The sequence below is a fragment of the Aquisalimonas lutea genome (assembly GCF_030409225.1).
GTDB classification, from domain to species: Bacteria; Pseudomonadota; Gammaproteobacteria; order Nitrococcales; family Aquisalimonadaceae; genus Aquisalimonas; species Aquisalimonas lutea.
Genome location: NZ_JAUFPK010000001.1, coordinates 2,344,970 through 2,357,471, shown reverse-complemented (window position 1 = coordinate 2,357,471; position 12,502 = coordinate 2,344,970). Strand labels below are relative to the sequence as shown.

The window sequence follows — 12,502 nt, the reverse complement described above, 5'->3', positions numbered from 1 at the left end:
CGGACGGTTGCTCCCCGCCCAGACATCCATCAGACCGTGAAACTCCACCTCCGTCTGCGCCGTCGCCGTCGCGCACATCAGCAGTGCCGCCAGGACCCCGACGGGGCGAATGACCGTGCTCGTAGGTCTCATTCTGTTTCTCCTCCGGATTTCTTCGCGTTATCGCAGCGGCAGCGCCGTTGCGGACCATTGCGTTGCGCAACGATGACGCCGCTTAATCGTATTCGATCATGTATACAATTTGTTTCGCAAGCTCGACCGCCCCGGCGGGCGGACCCTGGAGGCCAGCCCGGGAAGCCGGAGCGAACCGGGATGCGGTCGAGGATGCGTCACGCCCCCGCGGCGGCGACCGCGGGAGGTGCTAACGGACTCTGGTCGAAGCTACTCGTCCAGTCCCTGGAACCACCGGTGGAACTTCTCCCGTTCCTCGTCGGTGACGCCGGTGGCGTTGCCGGGCGGCATGGTCTCGGTCTCGACCACCATGCGGTGCACCGCATCGGCAAGGCGCTCGACGTCCTCCTTGCCCTCGAAGGCGATGCCGCCCTGCCGGATATCCGCGCTGTGGCATGCCAGGCAGCGGTTCTCGACGATGTTCCATACCACGTCGGTACCGACCTCGGCGGCATCGGCGCTGTCTTCGCTCGCCACCGGTTCGCGGGATTCCGGCATGGTCAGGAAGAACGCCGCCAGCAGGAAGGCGGCACCGGCCGGCAGGATCCAGACTTTCCTCTGCGGCAGATGGCGTACGTTGAAGTAGTGGCGCACCAGCACGCCGCCGGCCATGATCAGCGCCAGCACCACCCAGTTCCACTCATGGGCATACGTCGCCGGATAGTGGTTGCTGAGCATGATGAACAGCACCGGCAGGGTCAGGTAGTTATTGTGCCGCGAGCGGGTCAGTCCCGCCTTGCCCTTGGCGCTGTCGGGCTCGCGCCCTTCCTTCACGGCGTCGACGAGATCCCGCTGGTTGGGGATGATGACGAAGAACACGTTGGCGACCATGATGGTGCCGATGGCGGCGCCGACGTGGATGAACGCGCCACGCCCGCCGTAGAGCTGCGTCAGCCCGAACGACAGCAGCACCAGTAGCACCGCGATGACCAGGGAGAGCAGCCCCGGACGCTCGCCCAGGGGGGAGCGGCACAGCACGTCATAGACCAGCCAGGACGCCACCAGCGTGACGATGCCGATGGCCACTGCCGTGGCGACGCTCAGGTCGGCTACGCGCGGATCGATCAGGTACGACTCCGCGCCGAGGTAGTACACCAGCACCAGCAGCACGAACCCGGTAATCCAGGTGAAGTAGGCCTCCCACTTGAACCAGTGCAGCACCTCCGGAAGCTTGCCCGGCGCCACCTGGTACTTCTCCAGGTAGTAGAAGCCGCCGCCGTGAACCGCCCACAGGTGACCGGCGATGCCGTCGCGGTTCTGCGCCGGGCGACGGTCGAGCTGGTTTTCCAGCCAGTTGAAATAGAACGAGGCACCGATCCAGGCGATGCCGGTAATGAAATGACCCCAGCGGAACAGCAGTTCCACCCAATCCTGTATATGACCTAGCATTTTCGTTCTCCTCCACCAGGCAACGCCCGCGGGCCGCCGTCACCCCAACGGCACCCGTGACCGCGCAGCGACCCGGTTCAGCTGCCCCGGTACGTGCTGTAGCTATAGGGGGATACGAGCAATGGCACGTGGTAGTGCTCGTCGGGGCTGGCAATGCCGAAGCGCACGACCACGTCGTCCAGGAATGCCGGCTCCGGCAGGTTGACACCGCGCCCGCGGAAGTAGTCGCCGACGTGGAAGACCAGCTCGTAGCGCCCGGCGGTGAAGGCCTCGCCCTCGAGAACCGGCCCATCGGCGCGGCCGTCCGCGTTGGTGGTCAGCGTGGACAGGTGCTCGGACGACCCGTCGCGCAGACGGTAGACGTCGATGCGCATGCCCGCACCCGGGGAGCCGTGCGCCGTATCGAGTACATGTGTTGTCAGATAGCCCATGATGAGTCACTCCGGCATCGCTGGGGACTGGAATGTGGCAATATAGCGTCGATTGTATGCAACAACAAACGTCCAAGGTCACGACATGCCCAGCGGCGCAGCCCGATGGCTCCCGGGGAATCCCCGGCAGGACGGGTGTGTAGCTCGCTGGCATACCGTACACATTAATGTATACAATATTTGGAAAGCCTACTGCAACTCGGGAGAAGCCATGAGCGCCGCGACCACGACTTTCGCCACGCCACCGCGCACCCTGGACTACGACACCTTCATGAACCGCTTCAGCGGGGTCTACGAGCACTCGCCGTGGATCGCCCAGGCGCTCTGGCAGCGGGGCCTGGATGACCGCCACGACACCGTCGAGGGGCTGGCCGATGCCCTGGCGGAGATCCTTGCCGAGGCCTCGGACGCCGAGAAGCTGAGGCTCCTGCGGGCCCACCCGGAGCTGGCGGGCAAGGCGGCGGTGCGCAACGAGCTCACCGCCGAGTCCACCGGCGAGCAGGCCGGCGCCGGCCTCGACCAGTGCACCCGGGAAGAGTTCGAGCGCTTCCTTACCCTGAACGAGGAGTACAACGCCCGCTTCGGGTTCCCGTTCATCATGGCGGTCAAGGGGTACCACCGAACCGAGATCCTGCAGGCGTTCGAGGAGCGCGTCCGTAACGATCCCGAAACCGAGTTCCGCACGGCGCTGGCTCAGGTCAACCGCATCGCGCGCCTGCGCCTGCACGCGCTGGCGGATCTGTAGAATGGCAGGCCGCCGCGGGCGGCAGGAGGCAGCATGCGCATCCAGGTCATCAATCCCAACACCAGCGCCGCAATGACCCGGGCCATTGCCGACGCCGCCGGCGCCGCGGCATCCGCCGACACCACCGTCACGGCTACGCAGCCGGAGGCGGGCCCGCCCTCCGTGGAGGGCCACTACGACGAGGCGATGGCTGTCCCGGGGGTGCTGGCACGCGTCCGCGAGGGCGAGGAAGCCGGCGTCGACGGCCACGTGGTCGCCTGCTTCGGCGACCCGGGGCTGCTGGCCGCCCGCGAGCTCGCCTGCGGCCCGGTCGTGGGCATCGCCGAGGCCGCGATGCACATGGCGAGCCTGATCGCGTCCCGCTTCGCCGTGGTCACCACGCTGGCGCGGACCCGCGGCATGGCGGCGCGGCTGGTCGACGAGTACGGCATGACCCGCCGGTGCTGCGCCATCCGCGCCACGGACATCCCCGTGCTGGAACTCGAGGAGCCCGGCGCGGAGGCACACCGCGGGATCGCCGCCGAGTGCCGACGGGCGCTGGCGGATGACGGCGCCCAGGCCATCGTCCTGGGCTGCGCCGGAATGGCCGATCTGCCGTCCCGGCTGTCCCGCGAGCTGGGGGTGCCGGTCATCGACGGGGTCAGCGCCGCCGTGAAGCTGGTGGAGAGCCTGGTCTCGCTGGGCCTGGCCACGGGCAAGACCGGCGAGCTCGCCTACCCGGTCGCCAAGACCTACAGCGGCGCGATGCACAAGCACTCGCCCTGACGGCTCCGCGTCGCCTACCCGGCATGCCCCGCCGCCCGTGCCCGGCGGCGGCGCGCCGGCGACATGCCCCAGTACACCGCGACCGCACCCAGCTGCAGCGCCACCAGCAGCCACCAGATGGCAACGTGGCCGTCGGCGGCGCTGAACCCCGCATCCCGGGCGAGCTCCAGCAACCAGCCGTACATCGTCTGCAGGAGAAACGTGCCGAGGAACACGCCCAGGGTATAGGTGGTGCTCAGCCGTCCCAGAATCGCCCCGGGGAAGGTGCGGGCGAACACGGCATAGAGCACCATGCCGGAACCGCCGGTGACCCCGAACAGCAGCCACACCGCCGGGGAGACGCCCTCCCCCTGGAGCAGGATCCACGCCTGCACCACCGGGAACAGGCTCATGGCCACTCCCGCCGTCACAGCCACCTCGATCCGGAACCGCAGCAGCCAGCTCGCCAGCGCGCCCAGGCCCACGCCGCCGGCAATCAGGGCGACACCCACGGTGGAGACGCTCATGGCCGCCTCGGCACGCGTGTACCCGAGGCTGTCGCGCAGGAACGGCATCAGCCACAGCGTCTGCATGGCCAGGAACATCGCCTGGTTGATGAACCCCAGAGGCAGCAGTGACCAGTACCGCGGGTCCAGGGCGCTGGCCACCAGCGCGGCGCGCTCGCCGCCGCGCCCGCCGGCGGGCGTGCGCGGCATCTCCGGCACCAGCAGCCACAGGAGCACCGTCAGCACCACGGCGGTGGCCCCGAGCAGCCCCATGATCGCGCGCCAGTCGAGGAGTTGCAGCAGCAGGTCCAGCGGTGTCCCCACCACCACCACGCCGAAGCTGCCCACGGATGCCAGCAGGCCGTTGAAAAGGGGCACCTGCCGCCCCGGGAAGACCTCAGCGATGGCCTTGTACCCGGCGGTGAGGCTGGCGGCGAGCCCCACGCCGAGCAGTACCCGGCCGGCAATCAGGGCCGCCATGCCCGCCGCCAGGGCGAACACCAGGGCGCCCGTGGCGGCTGCCAGGAGAAGCAGGCTCTGGGTACGGCGGGGGCCGATGCGGTCCAGCAGGTAACCCACCAGCGGCTGCACCAGCGCAAAGGCGAGGAAGAAGCTGGCCGTGACCGTGCCCAGCGCCGCCGATTCCAGCCCGAACACCGCCGCCAGGCGTTGCTCGAAGGCCACGTTGACGCCGCGGAGGATGTACGACAGGAGAAACCCCGCCGCGAACAGGGAGAAGACCAGGTAACGCCGCGGGTGCCCGGCGGCCGGATCACGGTGTGTTGCCTGTGCACACATATTTGGTACAGTTTCCTTATTAGATTGTATACAGTTTATAACAGTCCAGCCGCAGCACCAACGAGCTGGCGTGCCATCCGCAACGAGGAGGAGAAGACATGGCCGACCATGACGACAACCGGGGCGGAGCCGCCGGCGCCGCGGACCCGTCCGCAGCAACCGTTCGCGATCCCGATGTTACGCCGCCCCTGTCCCGGGCGATTCCTCTCGGCATCCAGCACGTGATGGCCATGTTCGCCGGCAACATCACGCCGCCTATCATCATTGCCGGCGTCATCGGCGCGACCACCGGCGAGCAGACCTTTCTCATCCAGGTCGCGCTCCTGGTCGCCGGCCTTGCCACCCTCCTGCAGACGGTGGGCGCCGGCCCCGTCGGCGCAAGACTGCCCATTGTCCAGGGAACGAGCTTCGGCTTTCTACCCGTCGCCCTGCCGCTGGCCGGGTCCGTGGGGCTGCCCGCGGTGCTCGGGGCCTCGTTCATCGCCGGCCTGTTCCAGGTGGGCCTCGGGGCCATCCTGAAGAAGATCCGCCACTGGTTCTCGCCGGTGGTCACCGGCATCGTGGTGCTGCTCATCGGTATCTCTCTCATGCCGGTGGGCATCAACTATGCGGCCGGCGGGGGTGACGGCAGCGCCCCGGACTACGCCTCCCCGGAGAACCTCGGCCTGGCGCTGTTCGTGCTCTGCGTCACCGTGACGGTACACCAGTTCGCCAAGGGTTTCTGGAAGGCGGCATCGGTCCTGGCGGGCCTGGCCAGCGGCTACCTGGTGGCCATCCTCTTCGGCATGGTGAGCTTCGAGCCGGTGGCGGAGGCCGCCTGGTTCGCCTTCCCCCGGCCGTTCGTCTACGGCATGGAGTTCCAGCCCGGCGCCATCATCGGCATGGTGCTGATCATGTTCGTGGTCGGGCTGGAGACCATCGGCAACATCTCGGCGATCACCGAGGGTGCCTGCCAGCGCCCGGCCAGGGAGCGGGAGCTCTCCGGCGGCGTCATGGCGGACGGCGTCGCCACGTCCTTCGCCGCGGTGTTCAATACCCTGCCCAACACCGCCTTCGCGCAGAACGTCGGCCTGGTGACCCTCACCGGCGTGGTCAGCCGTCACGTGGTCACCTTCGGCGCCCTGCTGCTCATTGCCATGGGTCTGCTGCCGAAGCTGGGCGGCCTGGTCTCCGCCATGCCCGCGCCGGTGCTGGGCGGTGCCGGCGTCGTCATGTTCGGCATGATCGCCTCGGCCGGCCTGAAGATCCTCCACCGGTGCGAGCTGGATCAGCGCGACATGCTCATCATCGCCGTGGCCGTGGCCCTGGGCGTGGGCCTACCGCAGACCGAGGAGATCGCCGATACCCTGCCGGGGCAGGTCGGGTTGCTGATGAAGTCCGGCCTGGTACCGGCCGCGGCCGCGGCCCTGTTCCTGGACGGGATCCTGCCGCGCTCCGCCGCCAAGGCGGCCGCCCCGGAAGTCGCGCAGACGAATGACGAGGCCGCGCAGGCCGGCGACCACGAGGCCGGCAAGGCGCCCGGCGACGCCCGTTGACCGCCCTCCCCTGCGGCGGCGGGCGATGCCCGCCGCCCTTGCCCGGGGCCGCCGGCGCCGGGATGCCGAGACCGCAACCCACTGGACCGCGGCGCGCGCACCCGGCGCGGCCGCCTCTGCTTCCGGAGAGCATTCATGGCTGACGATCTGCGCGCCAACGCCCTCGAGTACCACCGGCACCCGCGGCCGGGGAAACTCGAGGTCGCTCCCACGAAACCGCTGGCCACCCAGCGGGACCTGGCCCTGGCCTACTCGCCCGGCGTCGCCGCCGCCTGCCAGGCCGTGGCGGACGACCCCACGGAGGCGGCGCGGCTGACCGCCCGCGGCAACCTGGTCGGCGTGGTCAGCAACGGCACCGCCGTGCTGGGCCTCGGCAGTATCGGCCCGCTCGCCTCCAAGCCGGTCATGGAGGGCAAGGGAGTGCTGTTCAAGAAGTTCTCCGGCATCGACGTCTTCGACGTGGAGGTCGACGAGAGCGACCCGGAGCGCTTCGTCGACATCGTCGCCAGCCTGGAGCCGACCTTCGGCGGCATCAACCTGGAGGACATCAAGTCGCCGGAGTGCTTCCATGTCGAGGACGCGCTCAAGGAACGCATGAACATCCCCGTGTTCCACGACGACCAGCACGGCACCGCCATCATCACCGCCGCCGCCGTGCGCAACGGCCTGCGCCTGGTGGGCAAGGCCCCGGCGGACGTGCGGCTGGTCTGCTCCGGCGCCGGGGCGGCGGCGGTGGCCTGCCTGGAGCTGCTCCTCGGCCTCGGCATTCCCCGGGAGAACATGACCATGCTCGACTCCCGCGGCGTGGTCCACTCCGGCCGCGACAACCTGCACCCGCGCCAGCGCACCTTCGCCCGGGATACGGCGGCCCGCGGCCTGGGCGAGGTCATCGAGGACGCGGACATCTTCCTGGGCCTGTCCGCCCCCGGCGTGCTCTCCCGCGCCATGGTCGCGACCATGGCGCGGGATCCGCTCATCCTCGCCATGTCCAATCCGGTCCCTGAAATCCTCCCCGAGGAGGCCCGGGAGGAACGCCCGGACTGCATCATGGCCACCGGGCGCTCGGACTACCCCAACCAGGTCAACAACGTCCTGTGCTTCCCGTTCATCTTCCGCGGCGCCCTGGACGTGGGCGCGACCACCATCAACGACTCCATGAAGCTCGCCTGCGTCGAGGCCATCGCCGACCTGGCCATGGAGGAGTCCTCGGACATCGTCGCCCACGCCTATGGCGACCAGGACCTGCACTTCGGCCCGGACTACCTGATCCCGAAACCCTTCGATCCGCGCCTCATCGTCCGGGTCGCCCCGGCGGTGGCCCGGGCCGCCATGGACAGCGGCGCGGCCGAGCGGCCCATCGACGACTTCGACGCCTACCGGCGCGAGCTCAACACATTCGTCTTCCGCACCGGGCTGGCCATGAAACCGGTCCTGGAGCAGGCGCGGCGGCAGCCGCGGCGGGTGGTCTACGCCGAGGGCGAGCAGGACCGGGTGCTGCGCGCCGTGCAGGTGGCCGTGGACGACGGCCTCGCGGTGCCGATCCTCGTCGGCCGGCGCCGGGTCGTGGAGATGCGCATCAGGCGGCTGGGACTGCGCCTGCGCCCGGAGGAGGACTACCGGCTCGTCGACCCGGAGGACGATCCGCGGTACCGCGAGTACTGGACGCTGTATCACGCGATCATGGAGCGCCGCGGCGTCACGCCGGACCAGGCCCGTACCGTGGTGCGCACCCGCAACACGGTGATCGCCGCGCTCATGCTGCGCCGGGGCGAGGCCGACGCGATGATCAGCGGCGTGGTCGGTCGCTACCACCATCACCTGTACCACATCGACTGCGTCCTGGGCCGGCGGCCGGACTGCCGGAACCTCGCCGCCATGAATGCGCTGATCCTGGACAAGGGCACGTACTTCCTCTGCGACACGTACGTGAACCACGACCCAGATCCGACGCAGATCGCCGAGATGACCAGCCTGGCGGCAGCAGAGGTGCGGCGGTTCGGCATCACGCCCAAGGTCGCGCTGCTGTCGCATTCCAGCTTCGGCTCGTCGGACGCCGCCCCGGCGGCGAAGATGCGCGAGGCGCTGACGCTCATCCGTCAGCGCGACCCGGAACTGGAGGTGGAAGGCGAGATGCACGGCGACGCGGCGCTGTCCGAGGAGATCCGGGGTCGCATCTTCCCCCGCTCCGAGCTCGGCGGCTCGGCCAACCTCCTGATCCTGCCCACACTCGACGCCGCCAATATCGCCTTCAACCTGCTCAAGGCGGCCAGCGACGGCGTCTCCGTCGGCCCCATCCTGCTGGGAGCCAGCCGCCCGGCACACATTGTCACTCCGTCCGTCACCGTGCGCGGGGTGATCAACATGACCGCCCTGGCCACCGTGGAGGCGGAAATGGAGATGGAGGCCTCCCCCGCGCCGGCCTGACCGCTCCGCCCCGCGGCAGTGCAGCGCGCACCGCCGCGGGGCACGGTTCATCGCCGCTGCCGCCATCCACCGCCCGGCCGCGCCCGTGGCGCCGCACCACCCTCGCGTCGTCTTGCGGTGGTGTGAATTGTGCACAAAAATCGGGGTGTCACGTTTACAACGTGATGGGGTACGCTCGTCCCGACGATGGACAACGCATAAAGACCAACAGGGGGATGCAATGGACAAGTGGTTCGGTTTCACGGCGCGGGGCACGACCTTGCAGCGCGAGATCATGGCCGGGGTGACGACCTTCCTGGCCATGGCCTACATCCTTTTCGTCAACGGCTTCATCCTCTCCGAGACCGGCATGGACTCCGACGCCATCTTCGTCGCCACGGCCCTGGCGTCGGCGCTGGCCTGCCTCATCATGGGCCTGTGGGCCAACTACCCCATCGCCCTGGCACCCGGCATGGGGCTGAACGCGTTCTTCGCCTACACGGTGGTGCTCGGCATGGGCATCGCCTGGGAGACGGCACTGGCCGCGGTGCTGGTCTCGGGCGTGCTGTTCCTGCTGCTCACGGTGAGCGGCATCCGCGAGCGCATCATCAACGGCATCCCGCTGCAGCTGAAGATGGCGGCCGCCTCGGGCATCGGCCTGTTCATCGCCTTCATCGGCCTGCAGAACGCCGAGATCGTGGTGGCCAGCGACGCCACCCTGGTGACGCTGGGCTCCCTGGGCGCCTCGGCGCCGCTGCTGGCCATCGTCGGCGTCATCCTGACGGCGTTCTTCCTGGTGCGCGGATTCCACGGGGCCGTGTTCTACGGCATGGTGATCACCACCGTGCTGGGCATGCTGGTGGGCGTGGTCGCGGTCCCCGAGCAGGTGGTCTCCGGCGTGCCCAGCCTGGCGCCCACCTTCGGCAAGGCCGTGATCCACCTGCCGGACGTACTGACATCGCCGTCGCTGTGGGTGGTCGTGTTCACGTTCCTGTTCGTGGACTTCTTCGATACCGCCGGCACGCTCATGGCCGTCGCCAACCAGGCCGGCCTGCTGCGCGACAACAAGCTGCCGCGGGCGAGCCGCGCCATGGGTGCGGACTCCACGGCGACCATCGTCGGCGCCGTGCTGGGCACGTCCACCACGACGTCCTACATCGAATCGGCAGCGGGGGTCTCCGCCGGCGGGCGTACCGGCTTCACGGCGGTGGTGGTGGCCATTCTCTTCCTGGCCAGCCTGTTCTTCTCGCCGCTGCTGACGATCTTCCTGGATCACCCGGAGCTCACGTCCCCGGCACTGATCATCGTCGGCGTGCTCATGGCCTCGTCGCTGGGACACATCCAGTGGACGGAGCCGGAGTACGCCATCCCGGCGTTCATCACCATCATTGCCATGCCGCTGACCTACAGCATCGCCACGGGCATCGCCCTGGGCTTCGTGCTGTATCCGCTGACCATGGTCTGCCGCGGGCAGTGGCGCGAGGTGAACCCGCTCATGTACGTGCTGCTCGTGGTCTTCATCGCCTACTTCATCTGGGGCGTCTGACCGGCTCCAGGCCGCCGATGGCGTCGGTGACGTCATCGGCGGCCTGGCGCACCAGCGGGCCCAGGTCCGCGAGCACCTCGTCCGCCATCCGGGCCGCCAGGCCGGAGATAGAGATCCCCGCCACCGCCTCGCCGTACTCGTTGAACACCGGCGCCGCCAGGCAGCGCATGCCCGTGGTGCTCTCCTCGTCGTCCACCGCCCAGCCCCGCTCCCGGGTGCGGCGCAAGTCCTCGAACAGGGCCTCGGCGCGGGTCAGCGTCGTCGGCGTGAAGCCGGGCAGGCCCTTGTCCTCGATGATGGCGCGCACGTCCGCCTCCGGGCGCTCCGCCAGCAGGGCCTTGCCGATGCCCGAGGCGTGCATGTGCCCCCGGGTACCCGGGCGAAAGAACGCGCGGATGGGCTTGTGCGTCTCCACCTGGGAGACGAACACGACATCGCCGCCCTCCTGCACCGCCATGTTCGAGGTCTCGCCGCTGGCCTCCATGAGCCGCCGCATCACCGGGCGGCCCGCCTCCAGGTAGTTGGTGCGCCGCAGGAAGGCGCTGCCCACCCGGAACGCCTCCACGCCGATGGACCACGTCTGGGCGTCGTCGTCGAAGGTCACCATGCCGCGCTGCTGCAGGGTCACCAGAAGCCGGTAGGCGGTGGTCGGTGCCATCCCCGCCTCCAGGCCGATCTCCGTGAGCGTGAGCTCGTCCTGCTCCGCCAGCAGCGTCAGCAGCGCCAGGCCGCGGTCCAGGGCCTGCACCGTGCCCGTGGCCTCCTGGGGGCTGGCGCTGCGCGGGCGACCCCGCTTGCGCCGCCGTTCCGCCTCGTTCGCCATGCCGTTCTCCTCGTCATCTTCGCGACACCCTCGCGGTGACGGAATTTTTCATCACGACCGCCTTGCGGACCTGATGAAAAACCCTTCAACCCCCGGCGTGCCGTGCTTTCCCGATTTCCGCGGTTCAACGAAATATTTTTTCGAAAAAATTGGAAATATTTTTCATTCTACTACCATGGACGGCAGTACGTATACGGAGGAGCCGTCATGGAAAACCAGAATCCGGTGTTCATACCGGGCCCCACCAACATCCCGGAGCGCCTGCGCAAGGCCATGAGCGTGCCCACCTGGGACCACCGCTCCCCGGAATTCGGGCGCATGTTCGTCCCCTTGCTGGCGGATCTCAAGCGGGTCTTCGGCACGCGCCACGGCGAAGTCGCCGTGTTCACCGCCAGCGGCACCGGCGGCTGGGAGACGGCCATCACCAATACGCTCTCCCCCGGGGACAAGGTGCTGGCCGGGCGCTACGGCATGTTCTCCCAGCGCTGGATCGATCTGTGCCAGCGCCACGGCATCGAGGTGGAGGTCATCGACTGCGAGTGGGGCGAAGGCGCCCCGGTGGAAGGCTATCGCCGCGCCCTCGCCGCCGACACGGACCACCGCATCAAGGCGGTGCTGGCGGTGCACAACGAGACCGCCACCGGCGTGCGCAGCGACATCCGCGCGGTCCGCGCGGCCATGGACGCCGAGAGCCACCCCGCCATGCTGTTCGTCGACGGCGTGAGCTCCATCGGCTCCATGGACTTCCGCATGGACGACTGGGGCGTGGACGTCGCCGTGTCGGGCTCCCAGAAAGGCTTCATGCTGGCCACGGGGCTGGCCATCGTGGCGGTGAGCCCCCGTGCCGTGGACGCCATGGACGAAGCGCGCCTGCCGCGCTGCTATTTCGACCTGCGCGACATGATCGCGGCGGGCAACAAGGGCTCGTATCCGTACACCCCGGCCATCGGGCTCATCGAGGGCCTGCGGGAGAGCGTCACCATGCTCCTGGAGGAGGGCCTGGAGAACGTCCACGCCCGCCATCACCGCATCGCCGAGGGCGTGAGGCGCGCCGTGGCGGCGTGGGGCCTGGAGCCGTGCGCCCGGCGGCCGGAGCTCCACTCCGATACCGTTACCGCCATCATGGTGCCGCAGGGCTACGACAGCACCGAGCTGGTGAACTACGCCAACGAGACCTACGGCGTGGCCTTCGGCATCGGCCTCGGGCAGGTGGCGGGGCGGCTGTTCCGCATCGGGCACCTGGGCATCATGAGCGACGTCACGGCGCTGTCGGGCATCGCCACCGCCGAGATGGCCATGAAGGACCTGGGCTACCCCATCACCCTCGGCAGCGGGGTTGCGGCGGCGCAAGAGTTCTACCGCCACGAGCGACCCGCAGCGCAGCGCAAGAGCGCGTAGACCAGGAGCCGCA

10 protein-coding genes are annotated in these 12,502 nt (G+C 69.0%); 6 read left to right on the top strand and 4 right to left on the bottom strand.

Annotated elements, in window-relative coordinates; all coding sequences use genetic code 11:
* Positions 1–381: 381 nt before the first annotated feature.
* Both QWY84_RS11065 and uraH read right to left on the bottom strand, forming a co-directional pair.
* On the bottom strand, positions 382–1,560 hold the full coding sequence (locus QWY84_RS11065) for a urate hydroxylase PuuD (protein ID WP_290202650.1): 1,179 nt from the start codon (positions 1,558–1,560) through the stop codon (positions 382–384).
* A gap of 77 nt (positions 1,561–1,637) precedes the next feature.
* The gene (gene uraH / locus QWY84_RS11060) at positions 1,638–1,991 is read right to left on the bottom strand and encodes a hydroxyisourate hydrolase (protein ID WP_290202649.1); all 354 of its coding nucleotides are present in this window, start codon (positions 1,989–1,991) and stop codon (positions 1,638–1,640) included.
* A 211-nt stretch (positions 1,992–2,202) separates the two neighbouring features.
* On the opposite strand from uraH, the gene uraD reads away from it, so the two are divergent.
* Together uraD and QWY84_RS11050 are read left to right on the top strand one after the other, a co-directional pair.
* The gene (gene uraD / locus QWY84_RS11055) at positions 2,203–2,736 is read left to right on the top strand and encodes a 2-oxo-4-hydroxy-4-carboxy-5-ureidoimidazoline decarboxylase (RefSeq protein WP_290202648.1); all 534 of its coding nucleotides are present in this window, start codon (positions 2,203–2,205) and stop codon (positions 2,734–2,736) included.
* Positions 2,737–2,769: 33 nt separating this feature from the next.
* The gene (locus QWY84_RS11050; protein ID WP_290202647.1) at positions 2,770–3,501 is read left to right on the top strand and encodes an aspartate/glutamate racemase family protein; all 732 of its coding nucleotides are present in this window, start codon (positions 2,770–2,772) and stop codon (positions 3,499–3,501) included.
* A gap of 14 nt (positions 3,502–3,515) precedes the next feature.
* On the opposite strand, the gene QWY84_RS11045 is transcribed toward QWY84_RS11050, so the two are convergent.
* Positions 3,516–4,784: an MFS transporter gene (locus tag QWY84_RS11045; protein ID WP_290202646.1), complete on the bottom strand. Its 1,269-nt coding sequence runs from the start codon at positions 4,782–4,784 to the stop codon at positions 3,516–3,518.
* Positions 4,785–4,882: 98 nt separating this feature from the next.
* On the opposite strand from QWY84_RS11045, the gene QWY84_RS11040 reads away from it, so the two are divergent.
* The 3 genes from QWY84_RS11040 (at position 4,883) to QWY84_RS11030 (ending at position 10,268) form a co-directional block, all read left to right on the top strand.
* Positions 4,883–6,319 (top strand): uracil-xanthine permease family protein, encoded by a 1,437-nt coding sequence (locus QWY84_RS11040; RefSeq protein ID WP_290202645.1) that lies wholly within the window; start codon positions 4,883–4,885, stop codon positions 6,317–6,319.
* A gap of 135 nt (positions 6,320–6,454) precedes the next feature.
* Positions 6,455–8,743 carry an NADP-dependent malic enzyme gene (locus QWY84_RS11035; RefSeq protein ID WP_290202644.1) on the top strand — a complete coding sequence of 763 codons (2,289 nt, stop codon included), beginning with the start codon at positions 6,455–6,457 and terminating at the stop codon, positions 8,741–8,743.
* 220 nt (positions 8,744–8,963) lie between these two features.
* The gene (locus QWY84_RS11030) at positions 8,964–10,268 is read left to right on the top strand and encodes an NCS2 family permease (RefSeq protein WP_290202643.1); all 1,305 of its coding nucleotides are present in this window, start codon (positions 8,964–8,966) and stop codon (positions 10,266–10,268) included.
* On the opposite strand, the gene bhcR is transcribed toward QWY84_RS11030, so the two are convergent.
* A complete protein-coding gene (bhcR, locus tag QWY84_RS11025; protein ID WP_290202642.1) occupies positions 10,252–11,091 on the bottom strand; it encodes an HTH-type transcriptional regulator BhcR in 840 nt (279 codons plus the stop codon). The genes QWY84_RS11030 and bhcR overlap by 17 nt on opposite strands.
* A gap of 207 nt (positions 11,092–11,298) precedes the next feature.
* On the opposite strand from bhcR, the gene bhcA reads away from it, so the two are divergent.
* Complete coding sequence (gene bhcA, locus QWY84_RS11020) at positions 11,299–12,489, top strand: L-aspartate--glyoxylate aminotransferase BhcA (RefSeq protein WP_290202640.1); 1,191 nt, start codon at positions 11,299–11,301, stop codon at positions 12,487–12,489.
* Positions 12,490–12,502 lie beyond the last annotated feature (13 nt).